This is a genomic window from Bifidobacterium sp. W8103, from assembly GCF_016100775.1.
In the GTDB taxonomy this organism is placed as follows: domain Bacteria; phylum Actinomycetota; class Actinomycetes; order Actinomycetales; family Bifidobacteriaceae; genus Bombiscardovia; species Bombiscardovia choladohabitans.
The window spans coordinates 1,652,791-1,667,593 of record NZ_JACFRV010000001.1 but is presented as its reverse complement, the minus strand read 5'-3'; the positions used below and the strand labels follow the sequence as shown (position 1 = coordinate 1,667,593).

General features: G+C 62.8%; 16 protein-coding genes. 8 read left to right on the top strand and 8 right to left on the bottom strand.

Annotated features, from left to right (window positions below):
• Nucleotides 1-85: 85 nt before the first annotated feature.
• From H3U90_RS06540 to H3U90_RS06520, 5 genes are all read right to left on the bottom strand, one after another.
• Entirely contained in the window at nt 86-1,099 is a 1,014-nt protein-coding gene (locus tag H3U90_RS06540) for a DUF3027 domain-containing protein (protein WP_198177503.1), read from the bottom strand.
• Nucleotides 1,100-1,166: 67 nt separating this feature from the next.
• A complete protein-coding gene (locus tag H3U90_RS06535; protein ID WP_198177502.1) occupies nt 1,167-1,556 on the bottom strand; it encodes a cold-shock protein in 390 nt (129 codons plus the stop codon).
• Between the two features lie 122 nt (nt 1,557-1,678).
• Nucleotides 1,679-3,607, bottom strand: a complete 1,929-nt coding sequence (locus H3U90_RS08360) for a sensor histidine kinase (protein ID WP_269748820.1) — start codon at nt 3,605-3,607, stop codon at nt 1,679-1,681.
• Nucleotides 3,588-4,346: a response regulator transcription factor gene (locus tag H3U90_RS06525; protein ID WP_198177501.1), complete on the bottom strand. Its 759-nt coding sequence runs from the start codon at nt 4,344-4,346 to the stop codon at nt 3,588-3,590. Before H3U90_RS06525 ends, H3U90_RS08360 begins: the two co-directional genes overlap by 20 nt.
• A 58-nt stretch (nt 4,347-4,404) precedes the next feature.
• Entirely contained in the window at nt 4,405-4,950 is a 546-nt protein-coding gene (locus H3U90_RS06520; RefSeq protein ID WP_198177500.1) for a TPM domain-containing protein, read from the bottom strand.
• A gap of 261 nt (nt 4,951-5,211) precedes the next feature.
• On the opposite strand from H3U90_RS06520, the gene H3U90_RS06515 reads away from it, so the two are divergent.
• Nucleotides 5,212-5,505 carry a WXG100 family type VII secretion target gene (locus H3U90_RS06515; RefSeq protein WP_015022106.1) on the top strand — a complete coding sequence of 98 codons (294 nt, stop codon included), beginning with the start codon at nt 5,212-5,214 and terminating at the stop codon, nt 5,503-5,505.
• Nucleotides 5,506-5,703: 198 nt separating this feature from the next.
• On the opposite strand, the gene groL is transcribed toward H3U90_RS06515, so the two are convergent.
• From groL to H3U90_RS06500, 3 genes are all read right to left on the bottom strand, one after another.
• Nucleotides 5,704-7,323 (bottom strand): chaperonin GroEL, encoded by a 1,620-nt coding sequence (gene groL / locus H3U90_RS06510; protein ID WP_024626575.1) that lies wholly within the window; start codon nt 7,321-7,323, stop codon nt 5,704-5,706.
• Nucleotides 7,324-7,640: 317 nt separating this feature from the next.
• Nucleotides 7,641-7,844, bottom strand: coding sequence for a cold-shock protein (locus tag H3U90_RS06505; protein WP_015022108.1), 204 nt, complete (start codon nt 7,842-7,844; stop codon nt 7,641-7,643).
• 168 nt (nt 7,845-8,012) lie between these two features.
• Complete coding sequence (locus H3U90_RS06500; RefSeq protein ID WP_198177499.1) at nt 8,013-8,657, bottom strand: LytR C-terminal domain-containing protein; 645 nt, start codon at nt 8,655-8,657, stop codon at nt 8,013-8,015.
• Nucleotides 8,658-8,807: 150 nt separating this feature from the next.
• On the opposite strand from H3U90_RS06500, the gene H3U90_RS06495 reads away from it, so the two are divergent.
• Genes H3U90_RS06495 through H3U90_RS06465 form a run of 7 tightly spaced genes read left to right on the top strand, consistent with a single transcriptional unit; the run spans nt 8,808 to nt 14,802 of the window.
• Complete coding sequence (locus H3U90_RS06495; protein ID WP_232340457.1) at nt 8,808-9,596, top strand: uracil-DNA glycosylase; 789 nt, start codon at nt 8,808-8,810, stop codon at nt 9,594-9,596.
• 45 nt (nt 9,597-9,641) lie between these two features.
• Nucleotides 9,642-10,697, top strand: a complete 1,056-nt coding sequence (locus tag H3U90_RS06490; RefSeq protein WP_408610405.1) for an AAA family ATPase — start codon at nt 9,642-9,644, stop codon at nt 10,695-10,697.
• Nucleotides 10,694-11,626, top strand: coding sequence for a DUF58 domain-containing protein (locus tag H3U90_RS06485; protein ID WP_198177497.1), 933 nt, complete (start codon nt 10,694-10,696; stop codon nt 11,624-11,626). Before H3U90_RS06490 ends, H3U90_RS06485 begins: the two co-directional genes overlap by 4 nt.
• Nucleotides 11,623-12,156 (top strand): hypothetical protein, encoded by a 534-nt coding sequence (locus H3U90_RS06480; RefSeq protein WP_198177496.1) that lies wholly within the window; start codon nt 11,623-11,625, stop codon nt 12,154-12,156. Before H3U90_RS06485 ends, H3U90_RS06480 begins: the two co-directional genes overlap by 4 nt.
• Complete coding sequence (locus H3U90_RS06475; protein WP_198177495.1) at nt 12,153-13,229, top strand: vWA domain-containing protein; 1,077 nt, start codon at nt 12,153-12,155, stop codon at nt 13,227-13,229. Before H3U90_RS06480 ends, H3U90_RS06475 begins: the two co-directional genes overlap by 4 nt.
• Nucleotides 13,226-14,254, top strand: coding sequence for a vWA domain-containing protein (locus tag H3U90_RS06470; protein WP_198177494.1), 1,029 nt, complete (start codon nt 13,226-13,228; stop codon nt 14,252-14,254). Before H3U90_RS06475 ends, H3U90_RS06470 begins: the two co-directional genes overlap by 4 nt.
• Nucleotides 14,251-14,802, top strand: a complete 552-nt coding sequence (locus H3U90_RS06465) for a DUF6466 family protein (RefSeq protein ID WP_198177493.1) — start codon at nt 14,251-14,253, stop codon at nt 14,800-14,802. Before H3U90_RS06470 ends, H3U90_RS06465 begins: the two co-directional genes overlap by 4 nt.
• The last annotated feature ends 1 nt before the right edge of the window (nt 14,803 follow it).

Genomic DNA, 14,803 nt, shown 5'->3' with positions numbered 1-14,803 from the left:
ATCCGTAATTCACTCTACAGATTTACGGTGACGTTTATTCTCGGCCCACCGGGGATTGCGCTCTGAACGCAACGGGGCCTTGGAATCAGTCCTCTGGGCCGTCTTCCGACTGCATCTGCTCCATGAGTTCCACCTCAGGGCGCTCCTCGCGGGGCTTCTGCCTGACCACATCGATATGAAGATCATCATAGGCCGGCTCGGACTGGACCCAGAGATGGGACTCCTCCTGGGGCTCGATCTCAGAATGCTCGCCGCAGCCGTGATCCAGGGAGACCACACGCCCGTCGTCCGGGCTCCAACGATTGGCACAGACACCGAACATGGTCCCCAGATCACCTGCCAGGGAAATCATGAAGCCGCAGGTCTCGCAGGCCTTGCCCTTGGCCGTCCGGGTCGACAGGGACTTGGGGCCGTGCTGCCCCTCGTACCAGCGCTTGGCAGTGGCGGACCTGGCCTCGGCGGTCATCAGGTGCCGACGAGTCAGAGCGAAGCGGTCGACGGCCTCATCCAGGTCGTCGGAAGAGGTCTGGGCATCGAAGGAGACCTGTTCGTTCGGTTCCTGCCCGTGAACGTCTTTTTCGTCACCTGAGCGGTCCACCAGGCGGAAGATCGCACCGTCGGTCTCCGCATCAGTGCCATCAGTACCGTCAGCATCAACCGAGGCTGATGCTTTCCGGCCCTCTTCATTGTCCTCCGGGGTCTGCTGTACTTCAGGATTCCTAGGCTCAGCCTGCGCAGGCCTGTATCCGGCCGTCAGCCTGGGGTCGTCGGGGTCGGTTCCCATGGCATCGGTCACGCTCAGATCCGAGGGCAGCAGGCGATCCTTCCAGGGAACCCATGCCGGGGGTTGCAGGGCCGCATCGGTGGGCACCAGAGACGATTCATCCACAGTCCAGGTATCGGCATCCTCATCACGGTAGAGGGTGACCGACCACTGCCAGCCCTCGTAGCCCTTGATGGCCGAGGCAAACCGGTAGTCCCAGACTCCATCCCCGATCAGGGTGCGGCCGACCAGCGCACCGACCTCATCGCTGTCGGCAGCCACGCTCAGAGCCACCTGCCTGGCCAGTTCCTCAGGATCCAGGTCCTCTTGAACCATCTATCACACCTTCATCATCAGTGGGACCGGATCAACCGATCCACGTCGGATTCTTCTCGCCGTCCACTCAGTCCGGCACGTCAAAGTCATCGGCCACAGCCCTCAGGAGGATGGCCAGCTTGGCGGATTCGGCCCGACCCGGATAGTGGTGCCGACGCAGGCCGTTGCCAGCCGAATCCAACAGCTTGATCAGATCCTCCACGATGGCGGCCATATCGTCCGGATCGGGTCGCTTGGCACGCAGAATGGAAGGGGTCGGCCCCACCAGCTTCAGATCAAGGGCCTGGGGGCCCTTGCGGCCCTCAGCCACCGAGAACTCCACCCGGGATCCCTTGCGTATGGTGGATACCCCGGCAGGCAGGGCTGACGAGGGCAGGAAGACATCCCCACCTTGTTCATCCGTGATGAACCCGAACCCCCGCTTGGCGTCGTACCACCGTACTCTCCCGCTGGGCATGCTCTGCCACTTCCTTACGTTGCTTCTTGAACAGGTATATCCGAAATCAGTTTACCTGAACAGGACGGGCAGGACGACCCATCTTGTCATAGGCGTACGGGGCGGTTGGTGGCAGGATTGGCCTAACCCTCAACGCCGCCCTGATTCCGCCTGACGCCCTGGGGTATGACGATGGTGAAGGTCAAACCGCCTCCCGGGGTCTGCGAGGCGCAGATGAACCCCTGATGAGCCTTGACGATCGATTGCACAATGGCCAGGCCCAGCCCCGTGCCGCCCTTCTCCCGAGCCCTGGACGGGTCGGCCGTATAGAAGCGCTCGAAGAGCCTGGACCTGGACTCCTCCGGGACGCCTGGCCCGTGGTCGACCACCCGGATGATGGCGTAGTCAGTGCCCACATGGCTGTTCTCAGCCACCTGGATCGCCTCGGTAAGGTGTCCCAGAGAGGATTCGGTGGCCTCCAGCCTGGTCAGATCCGCTGGAGCAATGGTCGCCTTGACCAGGCCCAATCCCACCTGAACCGGCGAATCAGACGGAGTGTAGCGGTGGATATTGCCCACGATATTGGTGATCACCTGACGCAGGCGGCTGGGGTCGCCAGTCACCTGTACCGGGGGCAGGGGGCCCTCCTGGATGTCCAGGCTGACGGATGGACCAAGGTGCCCACCCACGGTGATTTTCTCCTTGCTGCGTGCCTTGAGGCCCGGCAGACCCTTGTTGGCTGCGACCGGGACCTCCTGGGGGGCTGGCTGATCCTCGGTGTCCAGGCAAACCTTTCCTGTAGCCACATCCCTTCCCGGATCCAGGGCATGCAAGTCGTCCACCCCGTCACCCACCAGTCCGGTCAGATCGACCGGCAGGGTCGTGTCGATTCCCCTGCCCTCATCCAGGCGTGCAAGCGAGAGCAGATCCGTGACCAGGACCGTCATCCTGGTGGAAGAGTCCTCGATGTGCTGAATGGATTTGTCGGCCCGCTCCAGAGCCCCTGGATAGTCGCGCTGCATCCTGTAGAGCTCTGCATAGCCATGGATGGCGGCCAGCGGTGTGCGCAGCTCATGACTGGCATCCGAAACGAACTGTTTCATCTTCTCGGTGGTCTGGCGCTGCTCTTCGAAGGAATGCTCGATTCGCGTCAGCATGGCATTCAGGGATGCTGCCAGGGAACCCACCTCGGTATTCTCCGGGAAGCTGGGAATGCGTTGGGAAAGGTCGCCGGCCGCTATCTTTGCAGCGGTCTTCTCGATGCGTTTGAGTGGAACCAGGGTGGACTGGATCAGCAGGACCGAGATGACTCCTCCCAGAAGGACCACCACGACGGAGATGATCATGCAGAAAGCCGTCAGATCATGCACAGCCTCGTCCTGATCGCTCATGGACAGGCCGATGAAGAGCACGCCGCTGATCTCGGAATCGTCCAGTTCGTTCCGCAGCTTCCACTGCATGGCCACCACCCGCCAGGAGGCCCGGGCCCGCTTCATGGTGTCCCGGTCGGGCGAGGCCTGCTTGGAGATGCGCACGTAGGCTGGTACCGTGGTCGGCTGGCCCAGGGGTATCGATCCCAGGCTGCCATCGGCGGGCAGGCGCGGGCGGGAGATGACCCCGTTGACCTGCATGGGATTCAGATCGTCCGAAATGATGTGCAGGTCGTTGTCGCGGATCTGCAGGAAGTAATCGGTTGGACCCAGGCCGTTCTTGCTCAGGTCCTCCTGGCGAAGAAGGGTGGCGTTGCGAATTCCCAGGTTGGCCTGGCGGATTAATTGCGTGTCCGTGCGCTTCATCAGATAGTCGTCGGCCATCTGGCAGATGGCTACAGAGACGCCCACCGTGCCCACGATGAGCAGGATGAGCATGCTGGCCACAAGTTTGGTGCTTAGGGGGATGGCAGCCAGAGGCGACCTAGGCATGGAGCGACCCCTCGGCTTGACGGAGCCGGCTGTCTTGCCGGAGTCCGATCCCATGAAGGACCTGGACCCGTCAGCCGCCCTCGGGTCGGGAGCGGCCGACGGCTCCGTCTTGGGGGCCGGACCCTGGGGACTAGTCACCATCGCCGCCATCCGATGCGTTCTGCCTGGGAGCCCTGATCATGTAGCCGATGCCGCGCTTGGTCTCGATCAGCGGGGTGACCTTGCGCTCCCCGCCGTGTCCGTCGCTGACGGTGATGCCATCCACCTTCTTGCGCAGGTAGGAGATGTAGGATTCCACAATGGCCGCATCGCCGCCCCAGTCGTACTGCCAGACGTGGTCCAGGATCTGGGCTTTGCTGAGCACGCGACCCTCATTGTCCATCAGGTAGCGCAGCAGCTTGTATTCGGTCGGGCTCAGGTCGATGGGTCGGCCGGCCCTGGTGACGTCATGGGAATCCTCGTTGATCTCCAGATCGCCCACGCGGATGATCGGGTCATCCTCCTGGTGCTCGCGGGTCCTGCGCAGTATGGCCTTGATTCTGGCCACGACCTCCTCCAGGCTGAAGGGCTTGGTCACATAATCGTCGCCGCCCACAGTCAGCCCCATGACCTTGTCCTGGGTATCATCCCTGGCCGTCAGAAAGAGCACCGGCGCATCGATTCCCTCCTGACGGATGCGGGAGGTGACCGTAAACCCATCGATGTCAGGCAGCATGACATCCAAGACGATCAGATCCGGCTGGATGCGTTCGATGACCTGGATGGCCTCGGAGCCGGATGCCGCGGTCTCGACAGCAAAGCCCGCGAAGTGCAGGGAGGCCACCAGCAGATCCCTGATGGACGGTTCGTCGTCGACCACGACCAGTTGTGCTTGCGTCGGTTTGCTCATGGCTTCAGCTTGCCGCCTCTTTCTGGGTATTGTCTGAAAGTTCGCTGACCGTCTCTGTCTACTTTGGTTCCTTCTTCGCTGCGCTGGACTTGCGATGATGAGCCCCTGTTCGGCTGCTGCGACGCCACCAGATCGCCACGACCACGACCAGAATGACCAGGACCACAACCGTCACCGAAAGAGCGACAATCATGATCCGATGATGTCGCTGGTTTTGTTTCAGGGTCTCCACTTGGGCCATCATGGCCCTGGCCGAGCCCACCCAGTCGGGATTGCGGCCCTTGGTGACCGGCTCCAGAGCGGCCTGCGAGAGCTGATCCACGCTGGACTGGTCCTTGAGCCAGGACTGCGAGTTGCTGGAGACCGCCACAACCAATTTGCCGTCCTGAGAGGCCACGGCCAGCATGACCGTGTCGTGGGCGGGCTTCATCGATTCGAGCACCCGGGATGCCCAGGTCTCCGGCTTGACGCCCTCATAGAAATGCGGCAGGTAGAGCAGTCGGACCGATACTCCGGTTTGCTCTGCAGTCTCCTTGATTGCATCCTTGACGGAGCCCACATCAGAACCCAGCAGATTCTGCGGATCGGTGATCGTATCTGTCATGGTTCCTGCCCCGTTTTGAGGTTCATCGGCAAAAGCCCTGGTCGATCCAAGGCCGCTGATCGCCAAAACCATCAAGAGCAGGAGAGCCAGAACCCGCTGCATGGCAGGAAAGCTGAACCGACTCGTCCTGTGGAGGGGAACTCGTTCGACCACATGGGTCCGCGGACGGGGCAACTGCGTGAACACTGTCATAGTGTCCACAGTAGCGGTTGACGGCATCGGACTCCCCCACCATCACCGCCATTCACGGAAAGGACAACCATGACAAGGTTCCAAGTTGATTCGGATCAGATACAGACGGCCTCCGGCGCGGTCAGCGGCTCGATAGGGGCCATCAGAGATGCCGTGGCGGGGATGTACACCAACCTGGACAATCTCCAAAGCGTCTGGCAGGGCTCGGCAGCCAGCCAATTCGCCACGGTGGCCCAGCAGTGGCGCGCTTCGCAGGCCCAGATGGAGCAGGCGCTTGAAGGCATCCAGGCAGCCCTGACCCAGGCCTCGGCTCTCTACGCGGACACCGAGGCCCAGGCCACCCGCCTCTTCGCCGGAGCCTGAACGCCTGGCTGATACATGCAGGCAGCTCGAATCCGTTCGACCAAGGCATGTCCATTGCTTATCGGATCCAGACCTGACAGGCATATGGAAAGACCGAACATAACAAAGGCAGGGGCCTGCGCACCATTGTCCGATGCGCAGGCCCCCGCCTTTGGCGATCACCCGGTTCAGCCGAGAATGCGGCCGAACCTCAAGGGATCAGTAGCCCATGTCGCCCTGAGGCTGAGCTGCGGCAGGTGCCGGCGGCTCGGGCTTGTTGGCCACGACGGCCTCGGTGGTCAGGAAGAGCCCGGCGATGGAGGCAGCGTTCTGCAGGGCGGAACGGGTCACCTTGACGGGGTCGGCCACGCCGGCCTCCAGCAGGTCCTGGTACTCGTTGTTGGCGGCGTTGAAGCCCTGGCCGGCAGGCAGCGAACGGACCTTGTTGATGACCACGTCACCGGAGACGCCGCTGTTCTCGGCGATCTGCTTGATGGGGGCCTCGATGGCGCGGAAGACAATGGAGGCGCCGGTGGACTCGTCGCCATCCAGCTTGACATCCTTCTCGGCCTTGGCAGCGGCCTGAACCAGGGCCACGCCGCCTCCGGGCAGCAGACCCTCCTCAATGGCGGCCTTGGCGTTACGGACAGCATCCTCGATACGGTGCTTGCGCTCCTTGGCCTCGACCTCGGTGGCTGCGCCGACCTTGATGACGGCCACGCCACCGGCCAGCTTGGCCAGCCGCTCCTGCAGCTTCTCGCGGTCGTAGTCGGAGTCGGTGTTCTCGATCTCGGTGCGGATCTGGCCCACGCGGGCGGAGACCTCATCCTTGGAACCGCCACCGGAGACGATGGTGGTCTCATCCTTGGAGACGATGACCTTCTTGGCGGTGCCCAGCACGCTCATGTCGATGGAGTCCAGCTTGAGACCGAGCTCATCGGAGACCACCTGTGCACCGGTCAGAATGGCCATATCCTGCAGCATGGCCTTGCGGCGGTCACCAAAGCCAGGAGCCTTGACGGCGCAGGAGTTGAAGGTACCGCGGATCTTGTTGAGGATCAGGGTGGGCAGCGCCTCGCCGTCCACATCCTCGGCCACGATCAGCAGGGGCTTGCCGGTCTTCATGACCAGTTCGGCGATGTGGACCACGTCCTGCTGGCTGGAGACCTTGCCCGAGGTCAGCAGAATGTAAGGATCATCCAGAACCGCGGTCTGGTCATCATTGTTGGTGACGAAGTAGGGAGCGATGTAGCCCTTGTCGAAGCGCATGCCCTCGGTGAACTCCAGGTCCAGTCCGAAGCGGTTGTTGTCCTCGACGGTGACCACACCGTCCTGGCCGACCTTGTCCAGAGCCTCGGCGATCTCATTGCCGATCTCGGGGTCGCCTGCAGAAATGGTGGCGGTGGCTGCGATCTGATCCTTGGTCTCGACTTCCTTGGACTGGGCCACAAGCTCCTTGACGATGGCGTCAGCAGCCTTCTCGATGCCGCGGCGCAGGGCGATGGGGTTGGAACCGGCGGCCACGTTCTTCAGTCCCTCATGCACCAGGGACTGGGCCAGCACGGTGGCGGTGGTGGTGCCGTCTCCGGCGACGTCGTCAGTCTTCTTGGCGACTTCCTTGACCAGCTCGGCGCCAATGCGCTCGTAGGGATCCTCCAGATCGATCTCCTTGGCGATGGAGACGCCGTCGTTGGTGATGGTCGGTGCGCCGTAGGACTTGTCCAGCACGACATTGCGACCCTTGGGGCCCAGCGTGACCTTGACTGTGTCGGCCAGCTTGTCCAGGCCGGCAAGCATGCCCTGACGAGCTTCCTCGTCATACTCGATGATTTTTGCCATTGTTGCTTCCTCCGTCATGGCTTGAGGTTTCATGACCCACCGTCGGCGTGGAACGGAACCCGACCGTCAGCTGTCGTGTTATCACTCCCGCACCTCGAGTGCTAATTCAGCAGATTAGCACTCGATGGGGCCGAGTGCCAACCCGAAGGGAAAATACGCTGCAGGCTGTATGTCATGTTTGCCCTGACATGTCGGTAGCGGCGACGGATAATCCGCACACTGCACAGTCCTGGCTCAGCATCCGGATGTAGGCAAGATGCCATAAAAAAGGACCCCGGAATGACCGGGGCCCCCATGACGAATACAGAAGATGACAATCAGAGCTTGGTGACCTTGGTTGCCTGCAGACCCTTGGGGCCCTGCTCCACCTGATATTCGACCTTATCTCCCTCATCAAGGGTCTTGAAGCCATCTGACTGAATGGCCGAGTAGTGCACGAACACGTCCTCGCCGCCATCGTCGGGATTGATGAATCCGTAACCCTTGCCAGCGCTGAAGAATTTCACAGTGCCTTGTGCCATAACTAACTTCCTTAACATAGGTGCCGCGTCACAACAGATACGAGACTGACCGCATCTGCCTGGTCGGCAAGGTCAGTTTAGGCCCATTTATGGGGCAATTGCAAAACGCCGAGCCGAAACTCTGAATGTTTTGCCGTCGTTTTCTTCCGCTGCCAGGTTGGCCGAGCCTCACTGCATGAGGATGGCTTCCACCGGAGTGGAGGCCACAGAGGATTGCTCCACCTGTGCGATGCCCAGCACGTTGGCCACCTCTTGGGCAGTGGCCTTATCCGCCTCGTCACGGTAGCGGACCATGCTCACGCCAGGCAGGGCACCTTGCGGGTTGGATGCCGTGACCGCAGTGTAACCGGCATTGACCAGAACCTGGCGCTTCTTGCCGGCATACCCGGTGACCCTGGTTCCGTTGATGACGGTGACCCGCGTGCCCCGGTTGACCACCGGAGCCGGGCTGCTGCTGGAGGCACTGGCCGAAGGCGACTGGGTGGACGGCTCAGAAGTTTGTTCCTGGGAGGCTTGATCGGTAGCGGTCGCGCTACTTGAAGCCGAAGAGGAGGCTGAACGCTTGGGCAGATGGCTGCTGATGACCCGGGAGGCTTCAGTGTGCGTCTGCTGCCAGGGCAGGGAGCCGCTGACCGCAGCCCATACGCCCAGACCGCACAGCACCGCCAAGACAACCACCAGCAGGTAGGGCAGGACCCTGACCGACAGGGAACGCGGCCCGCGATGCACGCCGACCGGGCCCTTGGGAGGGTTATCGAACGCATCATGAACCTGAGGGCGCGCCTGCGTCCCATTGTCGCGCGTGCTAGCCATGAACTCTCCTCTGCTCCACCGGATCCTGAACCATTATAAGTAATGCGTCGCCGGGTCAACATTCAACTGACCATTCGACGTCCTCCGCCAACCCTGGAATGGCCGAGGCAGTCCTGACCGGCCCATATTGCCAAGCGATATAGTGACCTTATGAACAGCAGCCAGCCAATTGCCGCAACCCCCCCTGAGCCGACGAACCGAACCGGTACCAACCCTCCGACCATAGCAGGAGGCCAGGGCCGAACCCAGCGCAAACCTTTGAGCGCTTTGGTGGACCCCGGCTGGGCCCGCGCTCTGGCACCCGTCGAGCCCAACATTCATCGGATGGGCGACTTCCTCAGATCCGAGCTGGCACAGGGTCACCGCTACCTGCCTGCCAGCAAGAACATTCTGCGCGCCTTTACCATCCCCTTCGACTCCATCAAGGTCCTGATCGTGGGCCAGGATCCCTACCCGACGCCCGGCCATCCGGTGGGCCTGAGCTTCTGCGTAGACCCTGCAGTCAGCCCCATTCCCGGCTCCCTGCGCAATATCTATGCCGAGCTGAACTCCGACCTGGGCCTGCCCACACCTTCCAACGGCGATCTGACACCTTGGACCAGGCGAGGGGTCATGCTGCTCAACCGCTGCCTGACTGTGCGGGTGGGCAAACCGGCCAGCCACCGGAACAAGGGCTGGGAGGAGATCACCGACGCCGCCATCCGAGCTCTGAACGACAGACGCGACCAGGAGGGCAAGGTCCGGCCCCTGGTGGCAATTCTTTGGGGAAGGCAGGCCCAGAGCCTTGAGCCCCTCTTGACCAACGCGGCCATCATCAAATCCCCGCATCCCAGCCCCTTGTCGGCCCGGTACGGCTTCTTCGGCTCCCGTCCGTTCTCCAAGGCCAACCAAGCGCTGGAGGCCATGGGCGCCGAACCGGTGGACTGGTCACTGACCTGAGTCCTGCCGGCTGAGTCGTCAGGAAATGCCGTTACCATGTCTGCTATGGCATTATTCCCACCTCGACCCAGTCAGTCCCCATCTGTTCAGCCCGGTCAGGACCGCCAGGTTCCGCCAATCAGCCAGGACGACCTGCAACGTTGCCGCCAGTTGGCCGACCGGATCCGGACCCGCTTTTCGAGGACTCTGGTAGGCCAGGAGAACCTGCGGGAGGCCCTGATCCTGACTTTGGTGGCCTCAGGACACATCCTGATCGAATCCGTGCCCGGCCTGGCCAAGACCACGGCCGCCCAGACCCTGGCCACCTCGGTCTCCGGCAGCTTCAAGCGGATCCAGTGCACTCCCGACCTGATGCCCTCGGATCTGGTAGGCACCCAGGTCTATGACTTCTCCACACAGCGCTTCTCCACACAGCTGGGCCCCATCCACGCCAACTTCGTCCTTCTGGACGAGATCAACCGATCCAACGCCAAAACCCAGTCAGCCATGCTGGAGGCCATGGCCGAGGGTGCCACCACAATCGGCGGCGAGCGTATAGCCCTGCCCCGGCCCTTCATGGTGATCGCCACCCAGAACCCCATCGAGGAGGAGGGCACCTACAACCTGCCCGAGGCCCAGATGGACCGGTTCATGCTCAAGGCCGTCATGACCTATCCTGATGCCGGCCAGGAGATCCGAATGTTGCAGATGCTGACCAGCCGAGGCACCGATATGCCCGGCAAGGACGATCGGGATGCACTGACCATCGCCGATGTGGACTTCCTCAGGCAGAAGGCCCGGCAGGTCCACGTAGCACAGCCCATCATGCGATATGCGGTCGATCTGGCAGCCACCAGCAGGGGGGCTGGATCGCGACCCATCCAAGGGCTTGCAGAGCAGGTGAGGCTGGGGGCCAGCCCGCGCGCCTCCATCGCCCTGGTTCGCATCGGCCAGGCCAGAGCCCTGCTGACAGGCAGGGATTACGTCATTCCCGAGGATTTGAAGGACTGGGCCCATTCGGTGCTCCGCCACCGGATCCTGCTGACCTTCGAGGCCCAGGCCGACGGCGTCAGCAGCGACGACATCATCGATCAGATCGTCGACACGGTGCCGGTGCCATGAGCCGTCGACGTCCGGATCATGACCCGGTCCGCAGGCGGATCGAGTCCTTGGACACCAGCCTGCGGCTTCCCACGGTGCGCAGGGCCCTGGGCCTGCTGGAGGGCGAGCACTCCTCCGGCCGTCGTGGCGGCGGGGACGAACGAGCCGACCTGCGCGCATACGAGTTCGGGGACGAAACACGCATGATCGACTGGCACGCCAGCGCCCGGATGGGTCGGCCCATGGTGGTGGAGCGCGAGCGCCTGGTCACCAGTAGGGTCTGGCTGCTGCTGGATGTCGGCCGCGAGATGTCAGGAACATGCCCTGACGGGGAGCAGGCCATCCAAGTGGCGGCCAACGCCCTGTGCATGTTCGCCTCCCTCTGCCTGCGCCGCAGCGATGAAGTGGATCTGGTCCTGGTCGATTCGTCCGCCATCCGACGCGTACCCTGCCAGGGCGGTTTCGCCCGATTCGAGCAGACCCTGGACCGGGCTCTGGAGTCACGGCTGGATCAGCCGCGCAACCTTGAGGCCCTGCTGGGCTACGCCGCCGGCATCCAGGACCGGCAGGCCATGCTGGTCATCGCCACCGACCAGTCGGCATTGAAGGTCGACCTGATTCCGACCATCAGACGGTTGGCCACCACCCACCCCCTGAACCTCATCGGAGTGGAGACCATGAATCCCCTGCGCCTGCAGCCCGCTACGGGCTCGGTAACGGATGCGCCCAGCGGACGCAAGATCCCGGCATTCCTGCGCACTGCGAACGGGACGCGGGCGGTGGATCTGCACAGACGCTATCAGATAGAGGCCTTCAGCCGGGAACTGTCCAGAATCGGAGCCTCGCTGATCCGGGCCGACTCCAGCACAGCCATGTTCAACAGGTTCATCCACCTGCTTTCAGCCGGAAGACCAGGCATCCCCATGCGACGGACAGTGATGTCGGCATGAGTGCTGTCGTCCTGATTCGTCTGGCGTCCGGTCATGGCCGAATCAAGGTCATGCCCACCATGACCCAGCCCATCTGGCTACTGGCTCTGACGACGGCCGCCATCATACTGACCCTGGTCCTGGCTGCCGCGGCCCTTCTCCTGCCCAGGTTCCGCCGGCACCAGGAAGAGCCTCCGATCCAAGCGAGCTCCGACTCCCGCGATGCGTGGCGTCAGCAAATCGATAAGGTGGTGGCCCGGTACGACAAGGGCCAGCTGGACCGCGACCAGGCCATGACGGCACTGGCCACCATAGCGCGTGGATTTGCCTCCCGCTGCTGGAACAGCGACATGAAGTCCAAGACTTTGGCCGAAATCCAGGCCCAGCCCCGTACGCCCAGTACACGGAAGGGCCTGGACCTGCTTCGGCAGACCATAGATGCTTTATATCCGCCTGAATTCGCCCTTCCCCGGGACAGCGCAGGAACCGATGCCACAGTGGATCAGGCTGCCGACTGGGTACGGGATTTGATTGAACGGTGGCCGCGATGAGCATAGGCAATCTGTCCTGGAGGTGGCCCTGGCTGCCGGTTCTGGCCCTGGTCCTGGCCCTGGCGTTCGGCCTGCTGGCCTACCGTATGGCACGTCGCGGCAAGTTGGATCAGGAACCGGGAGCACGGGTCTGGACCTTGGACAGCGACCTGGACACCGAGGAGGGCCATGAGGCACTGCGGCACTGGCGACGACTGAACCGTTGTTCCGCAATCCTGCTCGCTCTGGCCCTGCTGATGGTTTTGAGCCTGGCCGCAAGGCCCGCCCGGGTCGATCGGACATTGGAACAGGGCCATAACCGCGATATTGTCCTATGTCTGGATGTGTCCGGCTCCACCCTGCCCTACGACCGACAGGTGATTGCCTCCTACCTTGACTTGGTCCGCAACTTCCGGGGCGAACGCATGGCCCTGAGCATATTCAACTCCACCTCGCGCACCGTCTTCCCCCTGACCGACGACTACGGGATGATCACCGCAGAATTGGGCAAGGCGCGGCGGATCCTGGACGGGGTGCAGTCCCAGGACCGTATCGATGCCATGAGCGGACGACAATACCAGGACATCAGCGACTGGCTGGAGGGCACGCAGAACCGCCGGGACACCACCTCGCTGATCGGCGACGGGCTGGTGGGCTGCGCTGCACTCCTCCCACAATTCGCTCCCAAGGACCAGACCGGATCGGCAAAGGCCGACCAACGGTCCAGCTCACTGGTCCTGGCCACCGATAACGTTGTCTCCGGCAAACCCACATACACCCTGGAGGAGGCACTCAAGCTGACCTCGGCCGCAGGAATCGCGGTGGACGGGCTCTATTCAGGACCGGACCAGGGCAGCGAGGATGAGAGCACCCGGCAGATGCAGAGGCTGATCGAAGCCCGTGGCGGTATTTTCCTGCGACGTCAGGATGGAAACTCCATCAACGCCTTGGTCCGCCGGATAGAGCATCGACACGGAGCCGACCCCCACCAGCAGGAGCAGTCCAGCCTGGTGGATGCACCCGGCTGGTGGACCCTGGCCCTGACCCTGGCGCTGTCGGGATATCTGCTCCTGGCCTGGAGGCTGAAGCGATGAACATACTCAAGTCCGTGACCTTTGAGCCTTCCCTGGGCTGGTTGGCCGGCGGCCTACTGGCGGGTCTGCTGCTGCTCCTGGCCATTGCGTTGGTCATCCATGGACTGCGCGAGGGTCGGGATACGGATGCCGACCGCTGGGCCCTGACCCGACGCACTGCCATGGTCCTGATCCTGGCCCTCATGGTCATGACCCCCAGCACGGTCAGCAAGACCACCAATAAAGCCGTCAACGCCACTGATGTCTTCATTGCGGTTGACGTGACCGGTTCCATGGCGGTCAAAGATGCCGGATATGGCGACCAGGAAGGAATCAGCCGACTGGATGCGGCCCGGTCAGCCGTGCACGACCTGACACGCATCTACCCCGATGCCTCCTTCTCGGCCTTGAGCTTCGGCGCCTCGGCCAGCGTCGATCTGCCCCTGACCCCCGACGTGCGGGCTGTGGACAACTGGGCCAGGGGGCTGGCTACAGAGCCCACATCCCGATCCTCCGGCTCCAGCCTGGATGCTCCACTGGATCGCCTGAGCCTGGTCTTGAAACAGACCAAGGACCGGCATCCCGACGACCGAATCCTGCTCTACCTGATCAGCGACGGCGAACAGACCGGACCCGATGAACGACGATCCTTCAGCGTTCTCAGGGAGGGATTGGACGATGCCTTTGTGCTGGGAACCGGCTCGGCCAAGGGCGGTATGGTGCCCTTGAGCTCCGATGTCGGTGGAAGCGATGCCGACAGCTGGGTGACTGACCCCAAGACCGGGCAGCCGGGCATCTCCGCCATGGACCCGAAAACCCTCAAGGCCATTGCGGACGAGATGAGCGGCCACTACCAGGCCCTGGCCAAGGGAACCACGGTAGGTGAAGGAGCCACGGCTGCGGCTTCCAAGCGCTACCGGGTGACCAAGGTCGACCAGGTCCGCCAGCATGTCGCCCCGCTGGTCTGGCCGCTGGCCCTGGTGGAGCTGGTCCTGATCCTGATTGAGGCGGGGCTCTGGATCCGCACTTCGAGGAGACTGCTATGAGTAGGAAGTCCCGGCAAGGAGCAAGAGACGCAGGCCGCCTGCGAGCGCGCCTGATTTTGGCTGGCCTGGCCTTGATTGCAGCCCTGACCGGGGCCTGGGGCCTGATCAACGTCAAAGCCATTGCCTCCTATAACGAGGGCACGCACACGTTGAGCACCAACGTTCGACAGGCCCAAAACCCCCAGGCCGATCCAGCATCCATCAAGGCCCTGCAGGACCAGGCCGAACATCTCTTCGCCCAGGTCGAACGGCCGGGACCCCTGATCCTGCCACAGACCAGACAGGCTGCCCAGGCCAACCGTGCTGCCAACGCTGCGCTGACCAGCCGCACGGAGCGTCTGCTCAAGAAGCAGAAGGCCGATAAGGCCCAGGACGGAAAGAACGAATCCGGAAAAGGGTCCTCTTCAGGACTGACCAAGCAGCAGGAGGCCGAGGTGGAGGACCTGCTCAAGCGCAACCAGCAGCAGAGCGAACCGTCCGCCTCCCCCACGCCGACAGGCAAGCCGGACGACAACAAGAGTCAGGGGAAGAATGTCAAGCCTTGGTGAC

Bases quoted from the DNA above. Each gene is read 5' to 3' on its own strand.
- H3U90_RS06540 (WP_198177503.1), bottom strand. From the start codon at position 1,099: ATGGTTCAAGAGGACCTGGATCCTGAGGAACTGGCCAGGCAGGTGGCT.
- H3U90_RS06535 (WP_198177502.1), bottom strand. From the start codon at position 1,556: ATGCCCAGCGGGAGAGTACGGTGGTACGACGCCAAGCGGGGGTTCGGG.
- H3U90_RS08360 (WP_269748820.1), bottom strand. From the start codon at position 3,607: ATGGCGGCGATGGTGACTAGTCCCCAGGGTCCGGCCCCCAAGACGGAG.
- H3U90_RS06525 (WP_198177501.1), bottom strand. From the start codon at position 4,346: ATGAGCAAACCGACGCAAGCACAACTGGTCGTGGTCGACGACGAACCG.
- H3U90_RS06520 (WP_198177500.1), bottom strand. From the start codon at position 4,950: ATGACAGATACGATCACCGATCCGCAGAATCTGCTGGGTTCTGATGTG.
- H3U90_RS06515 (WP_015022106.1), top strand. From the start codon at position 5,212: ATGACAAGGTTCCAAGTTGATTCGGATCAGATACAGACGGCCTCCGGC.
- groL (WP_024626575.1), bottom strand. From the start codon at position 7,323: ATGGCAAAAATCATCGAGTATGACGAGGAAGCTCGTCAGGGCATGCTT.
- H3U90_RS06505 (WP_015022108.1), bottom strand. From the start codon at position 7,844: ATGGCACAAGGCACTGTGAAATTCTTCAGCGCTGGCAAGGGTTACGGA.
- H3U90_RS06500 (WP_198177499.1), bottom strand. From the start codon at position 8,657: ATGGCTAGCACGCGCGACAATGGGACGCAGGCGCGCCCTCAGGTTCAT.
- H3U90_RS06495 (WP_232340457.1), top strand. From the start codon at position 8,808: ATGAACAGCAGCCAGCCAATTGCCGCAACCCCCCCTGAGCCGACGAAC.
- H3U90_RS06490 (WP_408610405.1), top strand. From the start codon at position 9,642: ATGGCATTATTCCCACCTCGACCCAGTCAGTCCCCATCTGTTCAGCCC.
- H3U90_RS06485 (WP_198177497.1), top strand. From the start codon at position 10,694: ATGAGCCGTCGACGTCCGGATCATGACCCGGTCCGCAGGCGGATCGAG.
- H3U90_RS06480 (WP_198177496.1), top strand. From the start codon at position 11,623: ATGAGTGCTGTCGTCCTGATTCGTCTGGCGTCCGGTCATGGCCGAATC.
- H3U90_RS06475 (WP_198177495.1), top strand. From the start codon at position 12,153: ATGAGCATAGGCAATCTGTCCTGGAGGTGGCCCTGGCTGCCGGTTCTG.
- H3U90_RS06470 (WP_198177494.1), top strand. From the start codon at position 13,226: ATGAACATACTCAAGTCCGTGACCTTTGAGCCTTCCCTGGGCTGGTTG.
- H3U90_RS06465 (WP_198177493.1), top strand. From the start codon at position 14,251: ATGAGTAGGAAGTCCCGGCAAGGAGCAAGAGACGCAGGCCGCCTGCGA.